Origin of the sequence: Caldimonas brevitalea, assembly GCF_001017435.1 — a bacterium.
In the GTDB taxonomy this organism is placed as follows: domain Bacteria; phylum Pseudomonadota; class Gammaproteobacteria; order Burkholderiales; family Burkholderiaceae_C; genus Caldimonas; species Caldimonas brevitalea.
Genome location: NZ_CP011371.1, coordinates 2,879,266 through 2,905,459, shown reverse-complemented (window position 1 = coordinate 2,905,459; position 26,194 = coordinate 2,879,266). Strand labels below are relative to the sequence as shown.

General features: G+C 68.4%; 21 protein-coding genes. 15 read left to right on the top strand and 6 right to left on the bottom strand.

Annotated elements, in window-relative coordinates; all coding sequences use genetic code 11:
- Positions 1-14: 14 nt before the first annotated feature.
- Both ligA and AAW51_RS12880 read right to left on the bottom strand, forming a co-directional pair.
- Positions 15-2,090 (bottom strand): NAD-dependent DNA ligase LigA, encoded by a 2,076-nt coding sequence (ligA, locus tag AAW51_RS12885; RefSeq protein ID WP_047194938.1) that lies wholly within the window; start codon positions 2,088-2,090, stop codon positions 15-17.
- A 99-nt stretch (positions 2,091-2,189) separates the two neighbouring features.
- A complete protein-coding gene (locus AAW51_RS12880; protein WP_047194937.1) occupies positions 2,190-4,583 on the bottom strand; it encodes a hypothetical protein in 2,394 nt (797 codons plus the stop codon).
- A gap of 222 nt (positions 4,584-4,805) precedes the next feature.
- Here AAW51_RS12880 and AAW51_RS28105 point away from each other — a divergent pair, with 222 nt between their 5' ends.
- Together AAW51_RS28105 and AAW51_RS12870 are read left to right on the top strand one after the other, a co-directional pair.
- Complete coding sequence (locus tag AAW51_RS28105; protein WP_157359849.1) at positions 4,806-5,657, top strand: LysE family translocator; 852 nt, start codon at positions 4,806-4,808, stop codon at positions 5,655-5,657.
- Positions 5,658-5,725: 68 nt separating this feature from the next.
- Positions 5,726-6,013 (top strand): chorismate mutase, encoded by a 288-nt coding sequence (locus tag AAW51_RS12870; RefSeq protein WP_047194936.1) that lies wholly within the window; start codon positions 5,726-5,728, stop codon positions 6,011-6,013.
- 32 nt (positions 6,014-6,045) lie between these two features.
- Here AAW51_RS12870 and AAW51_RS12865 read toward each other — a convergent pair whose 3' ends face one another.
- Together AAW51_RS12865 and smc are read right to left on the bottom strand one after the other, a co-directional pair.
- Positions 6,046-7,125 (bottom strand): cell division protein ZipA C-terminal FtsZ-binding domain-containing protein, encoded by a 1,080-nt coding sequence (locus tag AAW51_RS12865; protein ID WP_047194935.1) that lies wholly within the window; start codon positions 7,123-7,125, stop codon positions 6,046-6,048.
- A gap of 91 nt (positions 7,126-7,216) precedes the next feature.
- Positions 7,217-10,732 (bottom strand): chromosome segregation protein SMC, encoded by a 3,516-nt coding sequence (gene smc, locus AAW51_RS12860; RefSeq protein ID WP_047194934.1) that lies wholly within the window; start codon positions 10,730-10,732, stop codon positions 7,217-7,219.
- A 216-nt stretch (positions 10,733-10,948) separates the two neighbouring features.
- Here smc and queF point away from each other — a divergent pair, with 216 nt between their 5' ends.
- The 7 genes from queF to AAW51_RS12825 are packed head-to-tail and all read left to right on the top strand — an operon-like array spanning position 10,949 to position 18,732.
- Entirely contained in the window at positions 10,949-11,380 is a 432-nt protein-coding gene (queF, locus tag AAW51_RS12855) for a preQ(1) synthase (RefSeq protein ID WP_047197745.1), read from the top strand.
- 34 nt (positions 11,381-11,414) lie between these two features.
- Positions 11,415-12,629, top strand: coding sequence for a succinyldiaminopimelate transaminase (dapC, locus tag AAW51_RS12850; RefSeq protein WP_047194933.1), 1,215 nt, complete (start codon positions 11,415-11,417; stop codon positions 12,627-12,629).
- Between the two features lie 26 nt (positions 12,630-12,655).
- Positions 12,656-13,477, top strand: coding sequence for a 2,3,4,5-tetrahydropyridine-2,6-dicarboxylate N-succinyltransferase (gene dapD / locus AAW51_RS12845; protein ID WP_047194932.1), 822 nt, complete (start codon positions 12,656-12,658; stop codon positions 13,475-13,477).
- Positions 13,478-13,521: 44 nt separating this feature from the next.
- Positions 13,522-14,751, top strand: a complete 1,230-nt coding sequence (locus AAW51_RS12840) for a PilT/PilU family type 4a pilus ATPase (RefSeq protein ID WP_238947850.1) — start codon at positions 13,522-13,524, stop codon at positions 14,749-14,751.
- A gap of 14 nt (positions 14,752-14,765) precedes the next feature.
- On the top strand, positions 14,766-15,917 hold the full coding sequence (gene dapE / locus AAW51_RS12835; protein ID WP_047194931.1) for a succinyl-diaminopimelate desuccinylase: 1,152 nt from the start codon (positions 14,766-14,768) through the stop codon (positions 15,915-15,917).
- Positions 15,914-16,789: a 50S ribosomal protein L3 N(5)-glutamine methyltransferase gene (gene prmB / locus AAW51_RS12830; protein ID WP_047194930.1), complete on the top strand. Its 876-nt coding sequence runs from the start codon at positions 15,914-15,916 to the stop codon at positions 16,787-16,789. The genes dapE and prmB overlap by 4 nt, the downstream gene beginning before the upstream one ends.
- Positions 16,786-18,732, top strand: a complete 1,947-nt coding sequence (locus AAW51_RS12825; protein ID WP_047194929.1) for an ABC-F family ATP-binding cassette domain-containing protein — start codon at positions 16,786-16,788, stop codon at positions 18,730-18,732. Before prmB ends, AAW51_RS12825 begins: the two co-directional genes overlap by 4 nt.
- Before the next feature lie 55 nt (positions 18,733-18,787).
- Here the strand turns inward: AAW51_RS12825 and AAW51_RS12820 are convergent, their stop codons facing one another.
- Positions 18,788-20,122 (bottom strand): sensor histidine kinase, encoded by a 1,335-nt coding sequence (locus AAW51_RS12820; protein ID WP_169788020.1) that lies wholly within the window; start codon positions 20,120-20,122, stop codon positions 18,788-18,790.
- A gap of 64 nt (positions 20,123-20,186) precedes the next feature.
- Between AAW51_RS12820 and AAW51_RS12815 the strand changes: the two genes are divergently transcribed.
- On the top strand, positions 20,187-20,723 hold the full coding sequence (locus tag AAW51_RS12815; RefSeq protein ID WP_047194927.1) for a MarR family winged helix-turn-helix transcriptional regulator: 537 nt from the start codon (positions 20,187-20,189) through the stop codon (positions 20,721-20,723).
- Positions 20,724-20,817: 94 nt separating this feature from the next.
- Positions 20,818-21,243 (top strand): organic hydroperoxide resistance protein, encoded by a 426-nt coding sequence (locus AAW51_RS12810; protein ID WP_047194926.1) that lies wholly within the window; start codon positions 20,818-20,820, stop codon positions 21,241-21,243.
- Here AAW51_RS12810 and AAW51_RS12805 read toward each other — a convergent pair.
- Positions 21,230-22,192: an asparaginase gene (locus AAW51_RS12805; RefSeq protein ID WP_047194925.1), complete on the bottom strand. Its 963-nt coding sequence runs from the start codon at positions 22,190-22,192 to the stop codon at positions 21,230-21,232. The genes AAW51_RS12810 and AAW51_RS12805 overlap by 14 nt on opposite strands.
- Before the next feature lie 146 nt (positions 22,193-22,338).
- Between AAW51_RS12805 and lexA the strand changes: the two genes are divergently transcribed.
- The 4 genes from lexA (at position 22,339) to AAW51_RS12785 (ending at position 26,042) form a co-directional block, all read left to right on the top strand.
- Entirely contained in the window at positions 22,339-23,025 is a 687-nt protein-coding gene (lexA, locus tag AAW51_RS12800) for a transcriptional repressor LexA (protein WP_047197743.1), read from the top strand.
- A gap of 22 nt (positions 23,026-23,047) precedes the next feature.
- A complete protein-coding gene (locus tag AAW51_RS12795) occupies positions 23,048-23,422 on the top strand; it encodes a helix-hairpin-helix domain-containing protein (protein ID WP_083438690.1) in 375 nt (124 codons plus the stop codon).
- A 252-nt stretch (positions 23,423-23,674) separates the two neighbouring features.
- Positions 23,675-24,733: a hypothetical protein gene (locus AAW51_RS12790; protein WP_047194924.1), complete on the top strand. Its 1,059-nt coding sequence runs from the start codon at positions 23,675-23,677 to the stop codon at positions 24,731-24,733.
- Between the two features lie 607 nt (positions 24,734-25,340).
- Positions 25,341-26,042, top strand: coding sequence for a hypothetical protein (locus tag AAW51_RS12785; RefSeq protein ID WP_047194923.1), 702 nt, complete (start codon positions 25,341-25,343; stop codon positions 26,040-26,042).
- Positions 26,043-26,194 lie beyond the last annotated feature (152 nt).

Genomic DNA, 26,194 nt, shown 5'->3' with positions numbered 1-26,194 from the left:
AGGCGCTGTTTGGTTCAGCCTTGCAGCAGCGCGCGCAGCCCGTCTTCGTCCAGCACCGTCACGCCCAGCTCCTGTGCCTTGGCCAGCTTGCTGCCCGCCTCGGCGCCGGCGACCACGTAGTCGGTCTTCTTCGAGACCGAGCCCGCCACCTTGCCGCCGGCCGCCTCGATCAGGTCTTTCGCCTCGTCGCGGCTGAGTGTCGGCAGCGTGCCGGTCAACACCAGCGTCTTGCCGGTCAGCGGCTTGGGGGCCTGGCTCGCGCTGCCCTCGTGTTCATCCCAGTACACGCCGGCGGCACGCAGCTGCTCGGCCACCTCGCGGTTGTGCGGCTGCTCGAAAAACGTGTGGATGCTCTGCGCCACCACCGGGCCGACGTCGTTGACCTCGAGCAACTGGTCGACGCTCGCATCCATGATGCGGTCGAGCGAGCCGAAGTGGCGCGCCAGGTCTTTCGCGGTCGCCTCGCCCACATGGCGAATGCCGAGCGCGAACAAAAAGCGGCCGAGCGTCGTCTGTTTGGACTTCTCGAGCGCCGCCACCAGGTTTTGGGCCGATTTGTCGGCCATGCGCTCCAGCACCGCCAACTTGGCGACGCCGAGCTTGTAGAGGTCGGGCAAGGTGCGGATCAGCTCCTGGTCGACCAGCTGGTCGACGATCTTCTCGCCCAGGCCCTCGATGTCCATCGCCCGGCGCTGCGCGAAGTGCAGCAGCGCCTGCTTGCGCTGCGCGCCGCAAAACAGCCCGCCGGTGCAGCGCCAGTCGACCTCGCCCTCCTCGCGCACGATGTCGGAGCCGCACACCGGGCACTTGCCGCCCAGGCGCTGATACAGGTCCCAGGGCGCCGCCTCGGCCACCTCCGGCGGGCGGGCGTCGAGCACGACCGACACCACCTCGGGGATCACGTCGCCGGCGCGCCGCACCACCACCGTGTCGCCGATGCGCACGTCCTTGCGCGAGATCTCGTCCTGGTTGTGCAGCGTCGCGTTGGTCACCGTGACACCGCCGACGAACACCGGCGCCAGCTTGGCCACCGGCGTCATCTTGCCGGTGCGGCCCACCTGCACATCGATGTCGCGCACGGTCGTGGTCTGCTCCTGGGCCGGGTATTTGTGCGCCACCGCCCACACCGGCTCGCGGTTGCGAAACCCGAGCTGGCGCTGCAGGGCCAGGCTGTCGACCTTGTAGACCACGCCGTCGATGTCGAACGGCAGGCTGTCGCGCTTGTCGGCCACCCGCTGGTGAAAGGCGATCAGGCCCGGCGCCCCTTCGGCCACCGCCCGTTCGGCGCTCACCGGCACGCCGAAGCGGGCCAGCGCGTCGAGGGTGCCGGAGTGGGTGTCGGGCTGCTCGTCCCACCCGGCCACCTCACCCAGGCCATAGGCATAGAACGACAGCGGGCGCTGCGCCGTGATCTTCGGGTCCAGCTGCCGCACCGCGCCGGCCGCCGTGTTGCGGGGGTTGATGTAGGTGCGCTCGCCGGCCTCGCGCTGGCGCGCGTTGAGGCGCTCGAAATCGTCGCGGCGCATGTAGATCTCGCCGCGAACTTCCAGCACCGGCGGCACGCCCGTGCCGTGCAGCCGCAGCGGGACCTGGCCGATCGTGCGCACGTTGGCGGTCACGTCTTCGCCCTGCTCGCCATTGCCGCGGGTGACACCCCGCACCAGCACGCCCTGCTCGTAGCGCAGGCTGATCGCCAGTCCGTCGAACTTCAGCTCGGCCGAGTAGCGCACCGGCGGATCGTCCGGCCCCAGACCCAGGCGTTTGCGGATGCGGGTGTCAAACGCGACCGCGCCTTCGGCCGTGGTGTCGGTCTCGGTCTGGATCGACAGCATCGGCACGCTGTGGCGCACCGCGGCCAGTTCGGCCAGCAAGGCGCCGCCGACGCGTTGTGTCGGCGAGTCGGGCGTTTGCAGCTCGGGATATTGCGCTTCGAGGGCCTGCAACTCCTGGAACAGCCGGTCGTACTCGGCGTCCGGGATCTCCGGATCATCCAGCACGTAGTAACGGTGGGCGTGGTGGTGCAGCAGCGTGTGCAGCTCCGCGGCGCGCCGCAGGGCCGCGTCGCGGGCGGGGACAGAAGTGGAAGCCATGCGTGAAAACAAGCCAGGGCATGCGAAAACACAAGCATGCCACGAGAAGCGCGGCCGGCGGGTGCCGGCCCGCCGAAGCGCGCCGGCACCCGCCGAGGGTCAGAAGGGCTGCACCTTGCCGTCGACCTCGATCTGCAGGCCGGCGGGCGAGCCGAACATCCGCCCCAGCACTGCGCCGTTGCGCTTGACGATCACCTCCCCGGTGACCGCGAGCGACGTGCCGCCGAACTCGAGCGTTCCGTCCGCCGTGTAGCTCGCGCCGCCCGCGGTGAAGCTGACGTTCTGGTAGCCGGTGCTCCAGCGCGGGTTGCCGCCGGCCTTCGGCGTGATCACCTCGGACACCAGGGTGCTCTGCTGGAAGCTCGCCGTCAGGCCGCTGGTGGCGCTCAGCAACGTGGTGCCGGCATGCAGCGTGATGACGGAGCGTTGCGTCGACTCGTCGGCCGTCGAACTGCCGGTGTACGTCGCGCCCACCGTGCCGGTCACGGTGATGTCCTGCGCCTCCGGCGAAGCGGAGTCCACGTCCTGCAGGCGCAAGGCCGTCACCTGGGACGACATCGAGCCGGTCTGCGGGTGGAGCGAGGTGATGTTGTAGCTCAGCTTGGCGCTGCCGTTGTGGCGCGTCCCGGCGTTGACACAACCCTGGAAGCTCGCCGCCAGCTCGCCGCTGAGCGGCAAGGGCTGGCCGACCGGCAGGCTCGCGCCCGACAGCGTCGCGCTCGCCGAACCGCTGCTGCAGACAGCCGCGGCGCTTTTGCCGCGCATCTCTTCGTCGATGAACAGCATCGGCGCCGCCGCGGCCTGGTAGGCCTCGAAGGCCAGCGTGACCAGACGGATCAGGTTGGCCTTCTGCTCCTGGCTGTCGGCAGTGATGGTGAGCTTCGCCTCCTGGCTGGTCACATCGCCCTGCGCATTGCTCACGACGACGCTGTACAGCGCGCCGTTGTCCGCCTCGGTGAGCGGCGGCGTCTGGTAGAACGCCTGGGTGGCACCGGGCAGCGCCGTGCCGTTGCGCCGCCACTGGTAGCGCAGCCCCTGGCCGCCCTCGGCGACCACGGCAAAGCGTGCCGTCTCGCCCACCGCGGCGGTCTGATCGAAGGGTTGCACCAGCAGCTTGGGCGGCTGGGCGGCGGTGACGGTCAGGACGGCCGGGTCACTGACCACGGTGTCCACCCGGTTGCTCACACGCACCGTGAACCGGGCGCCGTGGTCGAACGGCGTGACCGACGGCAGTTCCAGCCAGGGATAGGTGGCGCCGGCGATCTCGACACCGTTGCGCAGCCACTGGTACTGCAGCGGCCAGCTGCCTTGCGCCAGCGCGTAAAGGAACACGCGGTCGCCCACCGTGGCCGCCGGCGTCGTGGGCTGCACCACCACGCTCGGCGCCACGCTGTCCAGCGGCAGCACCAAACACTCCGGCAGCGTGATGTCCACGCCCGACGGGCCGACCAGCACGCTCGCGCTGGCCTCACTCAAGAAGTCACGGGCGTTGACCAGGGCGCGGCTGTTGCGGCGGATCGGCACCGAAAACCGGCCCTGGGCATCGGTCTCCGCGAACCCGTTGCCGGAGTAGTCGACACCTTCGCTCTGCACCCAGGCACCGTCCACCAGGCGGCCATCCTGGTCCTTCACGCAGCCGTGCACATAGATGGTGTCGGCGACGATGTCGGCGTTCCAATAGGTGAAGTGCTTGACGCTGCCTTCGTAGTAGCGGTTGGCCCCGCTGCCCTTGAGCGTCGCCTCGCCCTCCTGCACCCAGCGGCCGGCCTGCTCATCAAAGTAAAACAGCGGAACGGTGGGCGGCGCGTCGGCCGAGCGCGACGCGAGCGGAATGCGGATCTGCGCCGTCGTCCCCGGCTTCAGGTTGAGGCGCCGGCCATCAGCATCGCGCAGCCGCACCTGCAGTGCACCGAAGCTCTCCATACGCTCGTTGTTCGACGTCGTGTAGTCGCCCGGCATGCTGGCCGGGTCGGCGCCCGGATCGATGGGCGTCAGGTCGACGCTCACCTGCCCGCGCGGCGGCTCGCCGCCCGGGCCTTGCAGGCCGGCGGCGGGCAGTTGCACCTGCGCCGAGGTGCCCGGCACGCTGACCGTATTGGCTTGCGCGGGGTCGATCTGGACCGTGGCCGCCACCTTCACGAGCCGCACTTCGCCTTTGGCGGTCTTGCCGGCCGTCAGGTCGAGCGCGAGGAAGCCATCGGCATAACCTTCGGCCTCCACCTTCACGACCTGCCGACGGCCGGCCGGCAAGGCGGTGAACTGGAAGCGCCCGTCGGCACCACTGCGCACCTCCACGCCGGCCGCGCTGGCACGGGCGTCGACGACCGGTTTGGCATCGGCGCTCGCCAAGGCGACACCGCTGATCGAAGCGGTCGCGGCCGGCGGCGGGCCATCGTCATCATCATCCCCGCCCCCACCGCCGCACGCGGCCAGGGCCAGGATCAGCGCGGCCGCCTTGGCGCCGGCCAGCCATCGCAATACACGGTTGTTCACAGCAACACTCCCTGAAGTGACGCGCCGCAGAGCGCGGACGCGCAGGACCACGACGGCGTTTGTCGTCTCTGCTCGTGGTAGACGCGGCGGAGTGTAAGAGCGAAAGTGCGACCGGCCTGTCGAGGCGAAGTCACCTGTCCAGGGGATATTTGCAACGATCTGTCAGGCCAGGGGACGCAAGCAGACTCGCCGCTCAGGCAGAGGTCAGGCGGCAGCGGCGCGGTGCGGCCCCGACGCTCGACATTCCGGAAATCCGGACTGGGAGACACGCAGGATCTGTCGCAAACTGCCGTGCGTGTCGAGAGCGGCGACGTGCAGGCGGCCCGCGCGCCGGCCCCGCGCGGCTCACGGCGCTCCCGTCGCACGCACAACGGAGACCGCATGGACCTGTCCGACAGCCACCTCGCCTACTGGACCACGGTGCTGCTGGCCACCCTTATCCCGGGCCCCAGCATGATGTTGGCGCTGTCGCATGGCATGCAGCATGGCCTGCGCTCGTCGGTGTTCTCGGCGCTCGGCAACATGATCGCGTCCCTGCTCCAGGGGGCGGCGGCGCTGTTCCTCATCGTCCAGGCCCACAGTGTGTGGAGCGGCGCATTCGCCTGGCTCCAGCTGCTCGGCGCGGTCTACCTGGCCTACCTCGGTCTGGTCTTGATGCGCTCCTCGCCCGGCGCCTGGCGTGCCGATGCGGCCGGTGGCGCCGGCCTCGCAGCGCGGGTGTCCTGGTTCAGCCTGTTCCGCCAAGGTTTTGCTGTCGCGATCCTGAACCCGAAGGCCATCTTGTTCTTCTCGTCGCTGTTCCCCCAATTCGTCACGCCCCACCGGGGCCTCGCGGCGTCGGCAGGCGCGACGCTGACGCCCTTGGCGCTGATCTCCTTGGCCGGCTGTCTGCTTTATGCCGGGCTCGGCACCCAGATCTCCCACCTGTTTTCCGGTCCTCGGTTCGCCGCCCGTTTCAACTTCGCGACCGGCCTGCTGTTCGGGGCGCTTGCCCTCAGCGGCGCGGCCGCGGCCGTTTCCGACCTGATCCGGTCGACGCCGCCGAGACCGGGGGCGAGCGCCGTGCCAGGCTGATGGCAGGTCGACGCGTCCGCGACCGCCTTGCCGGACGGCCCCATGCGACTTCCAAGCCGCGCACACCCATGAACTCCCATCCCGACCTTGCCCACGTCCGAGCCCAGATCGACGACATCGACGCCCAGTTGGTCCCCCTGCTGGTCCGACGCACTGCGTTGGCCTTGCAAGCCAGCCGCCTCAAGCACACCGTCAGCGAAGTGAAGGGGGAAGACCGGGTTCGTGAGGTGCTCGACCGCGTGGCGGTGCGGGCGCGCGAGGCCGGTGGCCATGAAGCCACGGTGCAGGCGATCTACCGGGCCATGATCACCGAGCTGACGCAGCTGCAACTACGCGCCAAAGGCATGGAAGGCTGAGGACGGGCCCTTGGTGCCCGCGGCCGGGGTGTCTAGCTGAACACCCGCCGCGCCGCCGGCGACCCCGCCGCCAGCCCACGCTCCTCGAGCGTGCGGTACAAGTGCTCCAGCTCGCGGCCGATGGCCTCGAAACCCGGGTCGCTCAGCGGGTGCCCGTTGTCGTCGACCACCACCGCTTCCATGTCGGCCGCCAAGGCCTGCGCGCTCGCCTGCCAGGCACGGAAGGGCGCTTCGGCCGCCGCGGTCTGCGGCACGTCGAACGACAAGGTGACGTCGCGCACCGCCACCAGGTTGGGATCGTCAGCAAACGCCGCCTGCGAGTCGAACTGCAGGCTGAGCACCGGAGGGCCGCCCTCTTCGCGGGCCGGCAGCACCAGCCGCCCGGGCACCACACCCGGCACAAAGCCGTGCCGCGCCGCGTGCTGCTGGATATAAGACACGGCCCACGCCGCACCACGGGCGTGCAGATGGCAGGCCAGCTGGGCATCGTGCTGCCCCGCGAACTGGTCGAGCTCGCGCGCCCGCGCCACCTCGTCGAGCATGTCAGGGAAATCGACCGCCCCGCCCAGCGCGTCGGCAAACCCCTGCACCTTCTGGACGAACTCGGAATATTCGATCTCGTTGAGCGCGCCGGTGCGGTTGGCCAGCTGCACACCGGCCTGGAACTCGCGGTAGGTGTGGCCCGGCTGCGGCGCTTCCCATTCACCGGTGGCCTCGTTCAGGCCCTCGATGAAAAACGGTTTGCTGCCGGCGCGCCGCGTGGGCGGCAGATGGGCCAGCACGTTGTCGCCGCTGACGCGGTTGTCCAGGCTCAGCGTGGCCATTGCGTCGATCAGCGGGTCGAGCCGCACGCCGTGCTGGCGCCGCACCGCCACCGGCGGGATCAGCGGCGGCATCGACGGCATTTCGTCGTCGCCGGGCTCGGGTGCGGCGGCCGGCTCGATCGGCTCCATCGGGCCGAACGTGGGCTCGATCGCCGGCGGCGGCTCCTTGGGCGTGCGCATCAGCGGCTGGCGAAAGCCCGCCTTGCGCGACTGCCACGCGCCGTGGGCGACCACGCCGGCGAGCACCAGGCCGCCCAGCACGGCCAACGCAACCTGCAAGCTGCTCATCGGGCCTGTTGTCCTTCGTCTATAGCGTGTCGGGGGTGAACCCGGACGGCGCGACAGCGCCCTCCCGGCACCGGCTGCCGCGCGCCGCGGCTCAGGCGGCCTCCGCCATGCCGAGCGCGGCTTCCATGTCGACCGCGACGATACGCGAAACGCCCTGCTCCTGCATCGTCACGCCGATCAGTTGCTCGGCCATTTCCATCGCGATCTTGTTGTGCGAGATGAACAAGAACTGCGTGCCCTTGGACATGCTGCGCACCAGGTTGGCATAGCGCTCGGTGTTGGCGTCGTCCAGCGGCGCGTCCACTTCGTCGAGCAAGCAGAACGGCGCCGGGTTGAGCTGGAACATCGCGAACACCAGCGCGATGGCCGTCAGCGCCTTCTCGCCGCCCGACAGCAAATGGATGGTGCTGTTCTTCTTGCCCGGCGGCTGGGCCATCACCTGCACGCCCGAGTCGAGGATCTCGTCGCCCGTCATCACCAGCTTGGCGGTGCCGCCGCCGAACAGGCTGGGGAACATCTTGCCGAAGTGTTCGTTGACGAAATCGAAGGTCTTCTTCAGCAGGTCGCGCGTTTCCAGGTCGATCTTGTGGATCGCGTCTTCCAGCGTCGTGATGGCCTCGTTGAGGTCGGCCGACTGGGCGTCGAGGAAGGTCTTGCGCTCGCGGGCGGCGGTCAATTCGTCGAGCGCGGCCAGGTTCACCGCGCCCAAGGCGGTGATCTCGCGGTTGATGCGGTCGATCTCGCCTTGCAGGCCGTAGAGCTTGACGCTGCCCTCCTCGACACTCTTGGCGATGGCTTCGAGGTCGACTTCGGCCGCCGTCAGCTGCTCGAGGAACTGCGCGCCGCCCAGCGACGCCGCCTGCTGCTCCAGCTGCAGCTTGGTGATGCGGTCGCGCAGCGGCTGCAGGCTGCGCTCGAACTCCAGCCGCTGCTCTTCGGCCCGCCGCAGCTTGAGCGACAAATCGTCGTATTCGCTGCGCTTGGCCGCCAGCGCCGATTCGCGGTCGAGCTTGAGCGCGAGGGCCTCCTGCAAACCGGCCTGGGCGGCCTGGTCGTTGAAGCTGTCGAGCTCGGACTGCAGCTGCGCCGCAGTCTGCTCATTGGCCTGGATCTGCTGCGCCGCGGTTTCGATCGAGCGCTGCAGCTCGCCGCGCCGGGCCGCCAGCGCGCGCGCCGAGAACTGCGCTTCCTGCGCCTCACGCTCGAGCGAGCGCAGTTGCTCGCGCGCCTGCGACAGCCGGCGTTCGGCCTCGATCACGGCCTCTTCCAGCTCGGCGTGACGCTCCTGTTCGTTGGCCAGCGCCATGTCCAGCTCTTCGAAGCGGGCCTCGCCGGTGGCGCGGCGTTCGTTCAGCTCTTCCAGCTGCGCGTCGATCTCGGCCAGCTCGCCCTGGATCTGCCCGCGCCGCGCGCTGGCCTGCTCGGCCTGCTGGCTCAAACGCAGCACTTCCACCTGCAACTGGTGATGGCGGCTCTGCAACTCGGCGGCCTCGCGGCGGGCGCTCACCAGCCGCTGCGACGCGTCGGTGTAGGCGGCCTCCGCGCGCACCAGCGCGGTGCGCGAGTCTTCGGCGATCAGCGCCTGGGCGCGCACCTGGCGCTCCAGGTTTTCGATCTCCTGCGCCCGCGCCAGCATGCCGGCCTGCTCTGAATCGGGGGCATAGAAGGCCACCGCGAACTGCGAGACCGCGTGGCCCTCGCGCGTCATGATGACCTCGCCGTGCGTCAGCTTGCCGCGCTCGGCCAGGGCCTCGTCCAGCGAGCTGGCGGTGTAGACCCCCTCCAGCCAGTCGTTCAGCAAGGCCTTCAGGCCGGCGTCGTTCAGCCGCAGCAGTTCGGACAAGCGCGGCAGCGTCTGGTGGGTGTTGGCGATGCCGGCCGGCGGCAGCGTGTAGAAGGCCAGCTTGGCCGGTGGCGCGTCGGCCGCGAAGGCGCGCACCGTCTCGACCCGGCCCACTTCCAGCGCGTTCAGGCGCTCGCGCAGCGCCGATTCGAGCGCGGTTTCCCAGCCGGTTTCGATGTGCACCCGGGTCCACAGGCCCTGCAGGCCTTCCAGACCGTGTTTGGCGAGCCAGGGCTTGAGCTTGCCCTCGGTCTGCACCTTTTCCTGCAGCGCACGCAACGCGTCCAGCCGGGCCGCCAGATCGGCCTGCTTGGCCGACTCGGCGTTGACCTGCTCCTGCTTGGCGCGGCGTTCCTCGTCGAGCTGCGGCACCTGCTCGGTCAGCTCGTGCAGACGCTCCTCGGCGATGGCCTGCGCCTCGGCGGCCTGCTCGTTCTGCCGGGTCAGCTCGACCAGCCGGGCTTCGTCTGGCGCGGCCAGCGCCTTGACCTCGGTGCTCAGGCGTTCGCGCCGCAGCGAGAACTGGCGCGTCTGCTCCTCGACGTTGCGCGACTCGGCGGCCAGCAGTTGGATCTGCTGCTGCACGCCGGCCGCGACATTGCGCTGTTCATTGGCCTTTTGGCTGGCGGCCCGCACCGCGTCGTCGTAGCCGGGCAGGTTGGCCGCCTGCTCCTCGGCCTGCGCGGCCAGGATCTCGGACTGTTCTTCGGCCGCCGCGATCTGCTCGGCGATGGTTTCCAGTTCCTGTTCGGCACCCGCACGCCGATCGGCCCACTGCTCGCTCTGGGCCCGCAGTTCGACCAAACGCTGCTCGACCCGCTGGCGGCCTTCGACCACGTAGCGGATGCGCTCTTCCAGCCGGCTCACCTCGAGGCTGGCCTCGGCCAAGGCGCCCTGGGCCACGTGCAGCTCGTCGCTCGCGGTGTAGTGCGCCTGGCGCACCGTCTCCAGCTCGGCCTCGACATGCCGCAGCTCGGCCATGCGCGATTCGAGCGCGTTGGTGGCTTCCAGCACGTCCTTGCGCACCCGCTCTTCCTCGGTGGCGGCGTCGCGGTGTTTCAAGAACCACAGCTGGTGCAGCTTCAGCGTGCCCTGCTCTTGCAGGTGGCGGTAGCGCGACGCCACTTCGGCCTGGCGCTCCAGCTTGTCGAGGTTGGCGTTCAGCTCGCGCAGGATGTCTTCGACGCGGGTCAGGTTCTCGCGCGTGTCCTTGAGCCGGTTCTCGGTCTCGCGGCGGCGCTCCTTGTACTTCGAGACGCCGGCCGCCTCTTCGAGGAACATGCGCAGTTCCTCGGGCTTGGACTCGATGATGCGGCTGATGGTGCCCTGGCCGATGATGGCGTAGGCGCGCGGCCCCAGGCCGGTGCCGAGGAACACGTCCTGCACGTCGCGCCGGCGCACCGGCTGGTTGTTGATGAAGTAGCTGGAAGTGCCGTCGCGCGTCAGCACGCGCTTGACGGCGATCTCGGCGAACTGGTTCCACTGGCCGCCGGCGCGCGCGTCTTCGTTGCTGAACACCAGCTCGACGCTGGCGCGGCTCGACGGCTTGCGGTTGCCCGAGCCGTTGAAGATCACGTCCTGCATCGACTCGCCGCGCAGCTCGGAGGCCTTGGACTCCCCCAGCACCCACCGCACCGCGTCCATGATGTTGGACTTGCCGCACCCGTTCGGGCCGACCACGCCGACCAGCTGGCCGGGCAGCTGGAAATGGGTCGGCTCGGCGAAAGACTTGAAGCCGGACAGCTTGATCGAATTCAGACGCATGGGGTGGACGCGCCGTGCGGTGCCCGGCGCAACCCCGGCCCCGCTCGCTCAGCGCGTTCTTAAGTGTTTGATTTTCCTCGTGAATCTGCTCTTTGGCCGAGGAACAACCGAGGCGGGATGATACCATCCGCCCCTTGCCCGAAAGACCACCCAGACATGGCCAAGAACGTGAACAAGGCCGCCGCCAAGCCAGCGGCCGCCCCCAAGCAACGCCCGATGCCGGCCAACCCGCCGTCAGCGCCGTCGAAAGAGCTGCACGTGTTCGACAACCCGGCGCCCGAGCGGGACTACGTGATCCAGTTCCAGATCCCCGAGTTCACCTGCCACTGTCCGCTGACCGGCCAGCCCGACTTCGCCCATTTCACGATCGACTACATCGCCGACCAGCTCTGTATCGAATTGAAGAGCTTGAAGATGTACATGTGGAGCTTCCGCAACGAAGGCGCCTTCCACGAGAAGGTGACCAACGACATCCTGACCGACATCGTCAAGGCGGTGCAGCCGCGCTATGCGCGCATCGTCGCCAAGTGGTACGTGCGCGGGGGTATCTACACCAACGTGGTCGCCGAGCACCGGCAAAAGGGCTGGAAGCCGGTAGAACCCGTGCAACTGCCGCAGCACGCCGCCGAATCGGGCCTGCTGCGCTGATCGGCCGCGGCCGGCAGCGCGGATAATCGCCAGGATGAATCCCCTGCTCTCCCGCCTGCAGCCCTACCCCTTCGAGCGGCTGCGCGACCTCACCCGCGACATCACCCCCAACCCAGCGCTGCGCCCCATCAGCCTGGGCATCGGCGAGCCCAAGCACCCGACCCCGGCCCTGATCCAGGACGCCCTGCGCGGCGCCCTCTCGGGCCTGGCCAGCTACCCGGCCACGGCCGGCGACCTGAAGCTGCGCGAGGCCATGAGCGGCTGGCTGAACCGGCGTTACGGCATTGCGGTGGACGCCGCGACGCAGGTGCTGCCGGTGAACGGCTCGCGCGAAGCCTTGTTCGCACTGGCCCAGACCGTGATCGACCCCACGCAACACCGCGACCAGGGCGGCCCGGTGGTGGTCAGCCCCAACCCGTTCTATCAGATCTACGAAGGTGCGGCGCTGCTGGCCGGCGCCCGCATCGTCTACGCCAACAGCGACCCGGCGCGCAATTTCGCCCCCGACCTGGCGAGCATCCCCGAAGCCACCTGGGCCGCGACGCAGCTGCTCTACGTCTGCTCGCCCGGCAACCCGACCGGCGCGGTGATGCCGCTGGCCGAATGGCAGCGGCTGTTCGAGCTGAGCGACCGCTACGGCTTCGTGATCGCCTCCGACGAGTGTTACTCCGAGATCTACTTCCGTGACGAGCCGCCGCTCGGCGGGCTGGAGGCCGCGGTGCGGCTGGGCCGGCCCGACTTCCGCCGTTTGATCGCCTTCACCAGCCTGTCCAAGCGCTCCAACGTGCCCGGCATGCGCTCGGGTTTCGTGGCCGGCGACGCGGCCTTGATCAAGCAGTTCTTGCTCTACCGCACCTACCACGGCAGCGCGATGAGCCCGGTGGTGCAACAGGCCAGCATCGCGGCGTGGAACGACGAACAACACGTGATCGAGAACCGTGAGAAATACCGTAGCAAGTTCGCGCGGGTCACGCCTATGCTCGCCGAGGTGCTGGACGTGCAGTTGCCCGACGCCGGTTTTTACCTGTGGGCCAAGGTGCCCGGCCGCGGCCCGGCGGCCGACTGCGAGTTCGCGCGTGGCCTGCTGGCTCAATACAATGTGACGGTCCTGCCCGGCAGCTTCCTCGCCCGCGAGGCCCACGGCGTCAACCCGGGCGCCGGACGTGTGCGGATGGCGCTGGTGGCCGAGGTCGACGAATGTGTCGAAGCGGCCGAACGGATCGTCGCCTACGTGTCATCCCTCTCCTGATCCTTCTTCCTCAGTCTGTCTTTTCCATGACGCAACAACTCGAAGCCCTCATCAACCAGGCGTGGGACGACCGCGCGAGCCTGTCCGCCGCCGCCGCGCCCGCCGACGTGCGTCAGGCCGTCGAGCAGGTGATCGCCGACCTCAACACTGGCAAGCGCCGCGTGGCCGAGAAAATCGATGGCAGCTGGACCACCCATCAGTGGCTGAAAAAGGCGGTGCTGCTGAGCTTCCGCCTCAACGACAACGTGCTGATGCGTTCGGGCGAGCTGGGCTTCTTCGACAAGGTGCCGACCAAGTTTTCGAAACTGAGCGAAGACGAGATGCGCGCCACCGGCGTGCGCGTGGTGCCGCCCGCGGTGGCCCGCCACGGCAGCTATCTGGCCAAGAACGTGGTGCTGATGCCCTCCTATGTCAACATCGGCGCCTACGTCGACGAAGGCACGATGGTCGACACCTGGGCCACCGTTGGCTCGTGCGCCCAGATCGGCAAGAACGTGCACCTCTCGGGCGGCGTCGGCATCGGCGGCGTGCTGGAGCCGCTGCAGGCCAACCCGACCATCATCGAGGACAACTGCTTCATCGGCGCCCGCTCCGAGATCGTCGAAGGCGTGATCGTCGAAGAGAACTCGGTGATCTCGATGGGCGTCTACATCGGCCAGAGCACCCCGATCTACGACCGCGCGACCGGCGAAACCACCTATGGCCGCATCCCCGCCGGCTCGGTCGTCATCAGCGGCTCGCTGCCGCGCGACGGCGGCGCCTACAGCCTGTACTGCGCGGTGATCGTCAAGCGCGTCGACGCGCAAACGCGCTCGAAGACCAGCCTCAACGAACTGCTGCGCGCCTGACCGGCGCCGCGACCAGCAGGATCTGACCTTCAAAGGAACTCACGATGGCGACGAGCGGCAACATGGAGCGCGTGCTCCGGCTGATGGCGGAGAAAAAAGCATCGGACGTCTACCTGTCCGCGAAGACGCCCATCCTGATCAAGATCCACGGGCAGATCCTGCAGGTCAGCGACCAGGCCCTGACCCCGGGCCAGCCACGCCAGCTGTTGGCCGAACTGCTCACCCCCACCCAGCTCGAAGAGCTGGACGACACCGGCGAGCTGAACGTCGGCCTGGTGCTGCCGGGTGTCGCGAGCTACCGCTTGAGCGCCTTCAAGCAGCGCGGTTCGGTGGCGGCGGTGTTCCGCTGCATCCCAAGCGACATCCCGTCGATCGACACCCTCAACGTGCCCGAGATCCTGACCAGCCTGGTGATGGAAAAGCGCGGGCTGATCCTGATGGTGGGCGCCACCGGCACCGGCAAGAGCACCACGCTGGCTTCGATGCTGGAACACCGCAACCAGCTCTCGACCGGCCACATCCTGACCATCGAAGACCCGATCGAATTCCTGTTCAGCAACAAGAAGTCGGTCATCAACCAGCGCGAGGTCGGCCGCGACACGCAGTCGCTGCAGGTGGGCCTGAAGAACGCGCTGCGCCAGGCGCCCGATTGCATCCTGATCGGCGAGATCCGCGACCGCGAGACGATGACGGCGGCGCTGTCGTACGCGTTGTCGGGCCATTTGGTGCTGGCCACCATGCACGCCAACAACAGCTACCACTCGCTGGGCCGCATCTTGTCGTTCTACACGCCGGAAGCGCGCCCCGCTCTGCTGTCCGACCTGGCCTCCGGCCTCAAGGCCATCGTCTCGCAGCGCTTGCTGAAGGCGGTGACGGGCGGGCGGGTGCCGGCGGTGGAAGTGCTGCTGAACACCAAGCTGGTGTCGGAGCTGATCGAAAAGGGCGACATCGCCGGCGTCAAGGAAGCGGTCGAGAAGTCGATGGCCGAAGGCTCGCAAACCTTCGAAGCCGACATTGCGCGCCTGATCAACGAAGGCCGCGTGACGCGCGAAGAAGGCCTGACCTACGCCGACTCGCCGACCAACTTGATGTGGCGGCTGCAAAACGACATGGCCGGCCAGACCAAGGCGGCGCCCAAGAAGGAAGAGGTCGAGGAAGGCCCCTCCTTCACCGAGATCACGCTGGACGTGCGCGAAGAGCGCCCGAGCGGCTTCGGCACCACCGGGTTCGGGACGACCGGCTTCGGTACCACCGGCTTCGGCTCGATCCGATGAGGGCCCCCGGGACGATGTCTGCCACCCTGCGGCTCACCGAAGCCCTGATCGCCCGCCGCTCCGTCACGCCGGACGACGGTGGATGCCAGGCGTTGATCCGCGAGCGCCTCGAAGCGATCGGCTTTGCTTGCGAGACGCTGGTCTCGGGGCCGGACGACTTTCGCGTGACGAATCTGTGGGCCAAGCGGTCCGGCAGCGCCGGCGCCGAAGCCAAGACCCTGGTGCTCGCCGGCCACACCGACGTGGTGCCCACCGGCCCGATCGAGAAGTGGCAAAGCAACCCCTTCGTGCCGACCCACCGCGACGGCAAACTCTACGGCCGGGGCGCCGCCGACATGAAGACGTCGCTGGCGGCGATGGTGGTGGCGATCGAAGAATTCGTCGCCGCCCACCCTCGCCACCGCGGCTCGCTGGCGGTGCTGTTCACCAGCGACGAGGAAGGGCCGGCCAACGACGGCACGGTCAAGGTCTGCGAGTGGCTGCGCGAGCGCGACGAACGGCTGGACTACTGCATCGTCGGCGAGCCGACCTCGGTCGACCGGCTCGGTGACACGGTCAAGAACGGCCGGCGCGGCTCGTTGTCGGGCCGCCTGGTCGTGAAGGGCGTGCAAGGCCACATCGCCTACCCGCAGCTGGCGCGCAACCCGGTGCATCTCGCGTCGGCCGCCTTGGCCGAGCTGACGACGGTCGAGTGGGACGCCGGCAACACCTTCTTCCCGCCCACCAGCTGGCAGATCTCGAACATCCACGCCGGCACGGGGGCGACCAACGTGATCCCGGGCGAGATGACCGTCGATTTCAACTTCCGATACTCGACCGCGTCGACGCCCGACGGCCTGAAAGAGCGGCTGCACGCGATCCTCGACCGGCACGGCCTCGAGTACGACCTGCAGTGGACGCTCGGCGGCCTGCCGTTTCTGACCGAGCCGGGCACGCTGAGCCAGGCCCTGGTGGCGGCCATCGAAAACGAATGCGGGCTCACGCCCGAGCTGTCCACCACCGGCGGCACCTCCGATGGGCGCTTCATCGCGCGCATCTGCCCCCAGGTGATCGAGTTCGGCCCGCCCAACGCCACCATCCACAAGATCGACGAACACGTCGAGGTCGCCTACATCGAGCCGCTCAAGAACATCTATCGCAAGACCATGGAAGGCTTGATCGCATGACGGTCATCGAACTGATCGAGCGCAGCAGCGCCCGCCTCGAACAGGCGGGCGTTTCGTTTGGGCATGGCACCGCGAGCGCCTTCGACGAGGCGGCGTGGCTGGTGCTGTGGGGTTTGTCGCTGCCGCTGGACGACCTCGACGCGGTGGCCGACCGGCCGGTGGCCGAGCCCGACGCGGCACGGGTCGAGACCTTGATCGAGCAACGTATCAGCACCCGCAAGCCGGCCGCCTACCTGACCCGTGAAGCCTGGCTGCAGGGGGTGCCCTTCTACGTCGACGAACGCACCATCGTGCCGCGCTCGTTCATCGCCGAACTGCTGGCCGACGGCAGCATCGACCCCTGGCTGTCCGACCGCACCCGGCGTGTGCTCGACCTGTGCACCGGCAACGGCAGCCTGGCCGTGCTGGCGGCCATGGCCTACCCGGAGGTCGAGGTGGACGGCGCCGACGTCTCGACCGACGCGCTCGCGGTGGCCCGCATCAACGTCGACCGCCACGGGCTGGCGGAGCGCGTGCGGCTGCAGCAAAGCGACCTGCTCGAGCAGCTGAGCGGCCCCTACGACCTGATCCTGTGCAACCCGCCCTACGTCAACGCCACGACGATGCAATCGCTGCCGGCCGAATACCAGGCAGAGCCGGCCCTCGCGCTGGCCGGCGGCACCGACGGCATGGACCTGGTGCGCCGGCTGCTGGCCCAGGCCCCCGGGAAGATGAGCGAAGACGCCGTGCTGGTGCTCGAGATCGGCAACGAACGGCCCCACTTCGAAGCAGCCTTCCCGCGCCTGGAAGTGGTGTGGCTCGAAACCAGCGCCGGTGAAGACCAGGTGCTGCTGGTGACGCGCAGCGCGCTGCTGGAGAGCACGGGCCCATGATCAACCTCAAGAACCTCACGCTGCGCCGCGGTGCCAAGGTGGTGCTGCAAGATGCCAGCGTCACGCTGCATGCCGGCGAGAAGGTCAGCCTGGTCGGGCGCAACGGCGCCGGCAAGTCGTCGCTGTTCGCGCTGCTGACCGGCAAGCTGCACCCCGACAGCGGCGACGCCGAGCTGCCGCCGCGCTGGCGGCTGGCCGAGGTCGCGCAAAACATGCCCGAGACCGACGAGGCGGCAACCGAATTCGTGCTGCAGGGCGACACCCCGCTGATGGAAGCGCGCGAGGCGCTGGCCGCAGCGGAAGCGACGGGCGACGGCCATGCGATCGCCGAGGCCCACCAGCGCTTTGAAGAAGCCGCCGGTTTCGACGCGCCGGCCCGCGCCCAGGCCCTGTTGTTGGGCCTCGGCTTCAAGCCCGACCAGCTCGACCAGCCCGTCAACAGCTTCTCGGGCGGCTGGCGCATGCGGCTGCAGCTGGCGCGCGCGTTGATGTGCCCGGCCGATCTGCTGCTGCTGGACGAGCCGACCAACCACCTGGACCTCGATGCGCTGGTGTGGCTGGAAAGCTGGCTCAAGCGCTTCGAGGGCACCATGCTCGTGATCAGCCACGACCGCGAGTTTCTCGACGCCATCACCCGCGTCACGCTGCACCTCGACAACGCGCAACTGACACGCTACAGCGGCAACTACAGTGCCTTCGAGGCCATGCGGGCCGAGCGGCTGATGCAGCAGCAATCCGCCTTCGAGCGCCAGCAGGACCGCATCCAACAGCTGACGCGTTTCATCGACCGCTTCAAGGCCAAGGCCACCAAGGCCAAGCAGGCGCAAAGCCGCGTCAAGGCACTGGAGCGCATGGAAAAGCTCGCGCCGGTGCTAACCGCGGCCGATTTCAGCTTCGAGTTCCGCGAGCCCGAGAGCCTGCCCAACCCGATGCTCTCGCTCAAGGACGTCAGCTGCGGCTACCGAGGCGAGGCCAGCGAGACGGTGATCGTGCGCAACGTCCACCGCTCGGTGCTGGCCGGCCAGCGCATCGGCATCCTGGGCGCCAACGGCCAGGGCAAGTCGACGCTGGTGAAGACCATCGCCCGGGCGCTGCCGCCGTTGGGCGGGCAGATCACCGAGGGCAAGGGCCTGGCGATCGGCTACTTCGCGCAGCAGGAGATGGACGTGCTGCGGCCGGACGACTCGCCGCTGGACCACATGATCCGGCTCGCGAAAGAGGTGAGCCCGCAGGCGCGCGAGCAGGAGCTGCGCGACTTCCTCGGCAGCTTCCGCTTCGTCGCCGAGATGGCGTACCAGCCGGTCGGCACGATGAGCGGCGGCGAGAAGGCGCGTTTGGTGCTGGCGATGCTGGTGTGGCAGCGCCCCAACCTGCTGCTGCTCGACGAACCGACCAACCACCTCGACCTCGCCACCCGCGAGGCGCTCAGCCTGGCGCTCAACGAGTTCGACGGCAGCGTGATGCTGGTGAGCCACGACCGCGCCTTGCTGCGCGAGGTGTGCGACGAGTTCTGGCTGGTCAGCCGCGGCGGCATCGCGCCCTTCGACGGTGACCTCGACGACTACCAGCGCTGGCTGCTCGACCAGGCCAAGCAGCAACGCGAGGCCGCTTCGGCTTCCGCGCCTGCCACCGCGTCGCCCAATACGTCAGCGGAAGCCGGTGGAGCCAACCGCCGCGACGAACGCAAGGCCCAGGCTCAGGCGCGCCAGCGGCTGGCCGAACAGGCCAAGCCGCTCAAGAAGGAACTGGCCGGCATCGACCAGCGGCTGGCGGCGCTCGGCACCGAGAAGGCGGGGCTGGAAGAAGCCTTGGCCGGCGGCAGCCTGACGCCGGCGCAACTGGCCGAACACGGCCGCCGCCTGAAGGCGATCGGCGACGAGGTGGAGACGCTCGAAGAGCGTTGGCTCGAACTGTCGGAGCAGATCGAGCAACTCGGCGCCTGAAGCCGGGCGGCGCGGTGCCGGCGACTACGAAAGATCGAACGCTCGCCGGCCCTGGTCACGCCGGCGTGGAAGGCGGCTGGCGCGGCAGGCGTACCGTGAAGGTGGTGCCGTCGCGTTCGGAGGACGCCACTTGTATCTCTCCCCCGTGCGCCAGCGAGATCTCGCGCACGATATAGAGCCCCAGCCCGAGCCCCGAGGACCCCTCGCGACGCTCCGCCTCCTGCACCAGCGGGCGCATCAGCGGGTCGAACAGCGTGCGCTGCGCTTGCGGGGCGATCGGTGGCCCCTCGTTGTGCACTTTCAGGCTGATCTCGCCGCCCTCGCCGCGCAGGCTGACCGACACCGGCGTGTCGGGGCGGCCGTGCTGCATCGCATTGGCCACAAGGTTGGACACCAACTGGCCGATCCGGGACACGTCCCATTCGCCGCTCAGATCGCCGGAGCAATCCATCTGCAAGGTGCGATCCGGGTGGAACGCGCGCAACTCATCCACCGTCTCGCGGCAGACCTGACCCAGGTTCGCGCGTCTGGGCGCGAGGGCCAGGCTCAATCCCAGTCGCGTTCGGGTGAAGTCGAGCAGGTCGTCGACCATCTTGCGCATGCGGTCCACGCTCGACTGGATGCGGACCACGGCCTTGGTTTGGGTGCCCGTCAATCCATCGGTGACCAACAGGTAGTGGACGGAGTTGCCAGCTGCGCCCAGGGGATTGCGCAAATCGTGTCCCAGGACACCCAACATCAGGTCTCGAGACTCCTCGACGCGGTCCACGTACCAAGCGAGCGACTCGCTGATGGCCTGGTCGATGGCTTCGTTGAACCGGATCAACTCGGCGAGCGTGTCGAGGTCGGCCGTCTCGAGCTGATCGAACCACCGGCGCACGACACTGGCTCTCAGGGCGCGGTACTCCGCCACCACCTCCTTCAGCGTGAAGCCTTGCCGGAAGCGCTGCTCCGCGTCTGCCCTGGCCGTCGCCGTGAGCTCGGGCGCATTGCTGGGGCGGTTGCCGCGCGACTTTTCGTGCTGTTCGCTGTCGCTCTGCGGTGCCCGGATGTCGGACGCGACGTGCTGCAGCAGCAACTTGGCGTGGTCACGCAGTTCCTCTGGTGCCAACTCGCGCGCCGTCGGCAAATTCGTTTTGGCGAATTCCGCCCACTCGTCAACGATGGCGTCGACGTGGCTTTGAATCAGGTCAGAGAGGGACATGGCGTCTCCCGATCCCGTGCATCTCGCCGAGCGGGTCAGGAAGGCGAGCAGCGCAAACGCCGCAAAAAAGCCCTCCCCGCGGACGCTGCGCCTCGTGGGCTCGCCGGAATGTCTCCGGGCTTCGTCAACTGCTGCAAGCGGCGGGCCTGCAAGCGATGCGGCCTCGCCGGAACACGGATGCGCCATCCCGTTTTCCTTTCCCCGCACAATTAAATTGCACTCAATTGAATTGAGAGCTAGAATAGAACCCATGTCGCAAGCTCCATCGTCCTCACCAGCCCCGACCCCCCTGTCGGCCGGCGACCGTGCGTTGCTGCAGCTCGACAACCAGCTCTGCTTCGCCTTGTATTCGACCTCGCTGGCGATGACCAAGCTCTACAAGCCGCTGCTCGACGCGCTGGGCCTCACCTATCCCCAGTACCTGGTGATGCTGGTGTTGTGGGAGCAAGACCACCTCACCGTTGGCGCCCTGGGCGAACGACTGTTTCTCGATTCCGGAACGCTGACGCCTTTGCTCAAGCGGATGGAAAGCAGCGGGTGGCTGACCCGCACCCGTGCCAAAGAAGACGAACGGCGCGTGGTGGTCAGTCTCACGCCGGCCGGGCAGGCGTTGCGCCAGTCGGCCATCTCAGTGCCGCGCCAGGTCTCCGGCGCGGCCCAATGCAGCGCCGACGAATTGCACGATCTGCGCCGTCGGCTGCACGACTTGAGGCGCCGTCTCGCGCCTCAAGCGGTGTCCGATGCGCCGGGTTCCGACCCGGCCACCCACAAGGTGGAAGCGGCATGAGCCATCACCGCTGCCATCGGTCACCGGATACATTGCGTGCTATTTAATAGCACTCTTTACATTCACGCTTCCCTCACTGCTCAAGGAGCCTCGCATGAAACTCGACAAAGTGCTGTACAAGACCGAAGCCACCGCCACCGGGGGCCGTGATGGCCGTGCCGCCACCGCCGACGGCGTGCTGGACGTCAAGCTGGGCACCCCGAAAGAGCTGGGCGGCGCCGGTGGTGCAGCCACCAACCCGGAGCAGTTGTTCGCCGCCGGCTACTCGGCTTGTTTCCTGAGCGCGATGAAGGTCGTCGCGGGCCAGCAGAAGAAGGCCCTGCCGGCCGATGCGTCGGTGACGGCCAAGGTCGGCATCGGCCCGATCGCAGCCGGTTACGGCCTGGAAGTCGACCTCGCCGTGTCGCTGCCCGGCATGGAGCGCGAAGCAGCCCAGGCACTGGTCGAGACCGCGCACAAGGTCTGCCCGTATTCCAACGCCACCCGCAACAACATCGAAGTGCGCCTCAGCCTGGTCTGAGACCCTTCCGCTCGGCGAGGAGCTGCAGCAGCAGCTCCACCCGGGCCTGATAAGGCGTGAGCGTGCCGGCAGCGGGCAAGACATCGTCCGGCTTGCCGAGCACGCGACCCTCGGCGCAGCGCGTGCTGCGCCAGACCTTCATGCCCGCGGCCTGCGCCGCCAGCAGCGCAGCTTCCAGCCGCTGATGCACCGTGCCATTGCCGGTGCCCACCACGACCACCCCCGCCACGCCCATCTGCTGCAGCGCCGCCACCAGGCTGCCGTCGGCACCGCTATGGCTGCTCACGAGTTCGACGCGCGGCCACAGCGCCGGGTCGACATCGATCACGTCCAGACCGAGCGGCACGCCGGCCGGCCAGGGCCGCAGCGTGTGCAGCCGGCCGGCTTCGAGTAAGGCCAGCGGCCCGGCATCGCCCGCCCCGAAGGCGTCGAGCCGGTAGGTGTGTTGCTTGCGCACCTCCAGGCCGCTGTACACCTGGCCGGCGAGCACGGCCACCACCCCTTGCACGCCGGGTTCACGCGCCAGGTGCACGGCATCCAGCAAATTCTGAGGGCCGTCCGGGTGCAAGGCCGTCGCCGGCCGCATCGCCGCGGTCAGCACGACCGGTTTGGCCGGTGCCAGCACCCGCTGCAGCAGATAGGCGGTTTCCTCGAGGGTGTCGGTCCCGTGGGTGATCACCACACCGCTGACCTCGGGTCGACCGAGGTGGTGCGCCACCCGCCGGGCCAGGGCCTGCCAGACGGCCGGCTCCATGTCCTTGCTGTCGACTTGAGCCACCTGCTCGCTCTCGAGCGCCACCTCCGACAGCCCCGGCACGCCACCCAGCAGCGCCCCGACGCCGAGTTGCGCCGCCTGGTAGCCGATGTGGTCGCCGCGCGTGGCGGCGGTGCCGGCAATGGTGCCCCCGGTGCCGAGGACGACGGTGCTTGATTGCGAACGGCTTTGCATTTTTTCTCGGCCTGGATAAAAATACAGCTACTGGATGCCCAAACAGTAGTCGTCCTGGCAGCCGCCGATGCCGGCGTCGGCCAGCGCCCTAGCCGCGCGGGCAGCATGAACATCACCTTGAACGCGAGGCGCCCGTGGACCCCCTTCTGCCAGAAAGCCCCAAGCTCACCGCCCGTCAGCAGCAGATTCTGGAGCTGATCCGCCAGTCGATCGAGCAGACCGGCGCCCCGCCGACGCGCGCTGAGATCGCGGCCGAGCTGGGCTTTCGTTCGGCCAATGCAGCAGAGGAGCATCTGCAGGCGCTGGCCCGCAAAGGTGTCATCGAGCTGGTGGGCGGCACCTCGCGCGGCATCCGCTTGAAGTCTGACACATTGCGCTCGGTCAACGAATCGCGCCGCCTCTACCAGGGCCAGCAGGCGATGCTGCCGCTGCCAGGCCTCGCGCAGCTCGCACTGCCGCTGGTGGGCCGGGTCGCAGCCGGCAGCCCCATCCTCGCGCAAGAGCACATCGAGCAGACCTACCACGTGGGCGCCAGCATGTTCGCGCGGCAGCCCGACTACCTGCTGAAGGTGCGCGGCATGAGCATGCGCGATGCGGGCATCCTCGACGGCGATCTGCTCGCGGTGCAAAAGGCCAAGGAGGCCAAGAACGGCCAGATCGTCGTGGCCCGTTTGGGCGACGATGTCACCGTCAAGCGCTTCCGCAAGACACGCCAGTCGATCGAGCTGATCGCCGAAAACCCCGAGTTCAAGACCATCGTGGTCGAGCCCGGCCAGGATTTCGAGCTCGAAGGCATCGCGGTCGGGCTGATCCGCAACACGCTGCTGATGTGAGCCGATGATCGAGGCCTCGTCGATGAAAGCCTTGCGCCATACCGACTGCCTGCATGCAACGGCTGCGCTCGAGCTGGTGCCCAACATCGGCCCCGCACTCGCTGCCGATTTGCAGCTGATCGGCGTGCATGCGCCACGCGACCTCGTCGGGCGCGACGCCTTCGTGCTCTACCAGGAACTGTGTGCCAAGACCGGGCACCGCCACGACCCGTGCGTGCTCGACAGCTTCATGGCCGCCGTCGACTTCATGCGGGGGGCGCCCGCAGCGCCCTGGTGGCACTACACCGCACAGCGCAAGCTGCTCTATGGCCAGGCCCACACCGACGACCCGGGCGCTGATGCGGCGCATCTCCGCAGCCGTCCGGGCGGCAGTGCACGAGGTGCGGCGCGGTCTTGAGGCCCGTCACGGCAACCACCCGCACCACCTCAGCACCAGCCGCTCATCTGTCAACCCATCACACCCATCACGCATCACCCGACGACGCAACCACCCCCTTCTCAGCCGCTGCACGGGTGGCGGGCGTTTCGCGAACCCTGGTTCGCGAGCCCCGTGCAGCAGGCCGAAAGCGCGACCCCTCGAAGGCTGTCGACTTTCACCCTCAATCCTGCCGAACGTCATTGCATAGCTTCTTGATTTTCGGAGACGGACATGACCCCTGCCCACCCGCACTCGCCGGCATCCCCGGCCACCCCCTCGACCGCACCGAAGCCGGAGCTTCACCGCCCGGCCCAGCCCTCCTCCCCTGCGGCGTTCGACGCTGCGCCCCGCACCGGCGCCACCTCGTGGTGGACACGGCTGGTCGAACAGCTGGGCCTGCCGGTTGGGCCGAGCTTGCGTGACTGGCGCGCGGCCAACCAGGCCAGTGCTGCCACCCCGACTGGCTTTCCCTCCCTCGACGCCGTGTTGCCTGCGGGCGGCTGGCCGGCGGCGGGCGTGATCGAGGTGCTGGCACCACAACCCGGCCGTCCGGAGCTGGCCTTGCTGAACCCGGTGCTGAGCGAAGCCGCCGCGCAGGGTCGCCGCCACGCGCTGATCGGGCAACCGCCGGATGCGGCTTTCGACACCTCGGAGGGCGGCAGCAAGGCGCCGGCGGTGCACGGAGCGGACAGCGCGTGCGCAACGGGGCCGGCGTCGCCTCTCGTGCCATCGGCAGCCGCCGATACGGCGGTGACGGCGGCCATGCCGTTGGTCGCGAGGCATACACCGGCGACCGGGGGCAGCGATGCAGCAGCGTCGTCGAGCGAAACCGGCCGCCCCGATACCCTGGCCCTGGCGTTGGCCTGGCTGCGCCAAGGCAAGGACGGCGTGCTGGCGGTCTGGCTGCCCGAATTCCGTCCGGCTCAGCTGCGTGATTTGCAGCGGGTGGCGCGCCGGGCCCGCAGCATGGTGTTTGTCGTGCGGCCGTGGGTGGCCCACTGGGACGACAGCGAAGCCGATCTGCGCGTCAGCTTGATCGCCGGCAAGGGCGGCCGCTGGGAAGTGCGGGTGCACCTGCAGGCCGGCGGCGCCGCGCCCACGGTGCGCGTGCCGGCATTGGGCCCGGCCCCGGTGCGGCACTTGCGGGTGGTGCAAGACCCGAGCGATCACCGCCGCACGATGCTCAGCGGCTCTTTCGTCGAGGTGTGCCGCGAGCTGGAGCGCTTGGCCGCGCTCGAGCGTGCTGCGGAACCGAACCGCCCCCCCTGCCGCCTGGTGGTGGCTCATTAAGGGCGCAACAGCGGGCCCGCGCCGATAAACGCGCGGCCCGCTGGTTCGATGCCAACGCCTTATCGCTGACGGGTAAGACCGCTTCGTCTTCCAACGCGCCCTTCCACAGCGGGCCCAACTTGGCCCCAGGGCGACCACCGGCGGGGGGGCTCAAAGCCAGTCGGTGTGCCCGCTTTCTTCCCGCAGACATCGCAAGTCCTGGTGGTTCAGCGCCGGGTGGTGACTCCCGTTTCGGCGTATCGAGACGAAGCCTGCCCGCGGCTTCGCTTTTTCCGCGCCCACTTCGCCTCTCGTCGAGGCGGATGAAAAACGTCCCCGCACACTGGAATCGACTCGATTGCAGCGGGGCGGTAGAGGTGGCTCTACGCGCTGCATGGCGCACAAAGGAGCTTTCCGATGCCGGAAATTCGCAACCACTCCAACCGTCACCACGTCAGCAGTTCGTCTTCCAATGCTGGCAACACACGGCAGACGTCGAACACAGGCAACACCTCTTCCTCTTCCTCGACTTCGCGCCAGCGGGGCAGGCTCGAAGGACTCGCACCGCAATCGTCCACGCCGACGGCCCCCCCCAGCGCAGACCGAACCGCGGCTGATCAATCGGCGGATGGACAGCCTGGCCCGGCTGACCCATTCGTACACCGCCGAGATGGCGAATGGGGAGCGGCCCAATCCGGTCGTCACCGCGGTGGGCTTGCAGCAGAACAATGTCAGCAAGAACTACCGGCTGGCCATCGCCCACAACACCCAGGATGCCCAGCAACACGCAGACGATCTGGCGCGGTTGAAATTGGTTCGCGATGTGGTGGTCGGGCGCACTTCTTCGGCTGAGACCGCGGCCTATCTGGCACCCGATAGCGGGCTGCCGCGGCGTTCGCACCACGGCAATCTGGGCGCGCAAGACCGCTTGGCCAAAGATTTGCGCAAGCTGCGCTCGACCTACGACGGCAACGACGACGAACGCGGCGGCGCACGCCTGAAGCAGGCGTTGCACAACGTGTTCGGCACGCGCGAGGAACCCAAGCCGATCAATGCCGTGAATTTGACGATGCCGCCGGCCGGGCGCGGTGTCGTCCATGGCGAAACCGCCTTGTTGGCGCAGTCCGTCCCCAGTCCCATCGGCGTCAGCAAGCTGTCGTGCGGCGATTGCGACGACTACGCGTCCGAAGTCGGTCGCAACAGCGATCTGCGCGGCACGCATGGCCAACGCTTCCCCGGTTGGCAGCATCCCACGACAGGTCAGGTGTCGCACAACCGGGTGATCACCGGCGCCCCGCAATACGCCAACGATTCGGATTCGGACGCGTAGCGAGTGAGCGGCGCCGAACAAGCGCCTTGCCCATCCATCACGTTCCAGGTGCGCGTATGCCCAAATTCTGGAGTTTCTGACCCCGTTGCAGCGCTCTCTTTGAACGCCTGCCACGCTTCCTGTACCTTCGCGCAGGCTCACGTCACTTCGCA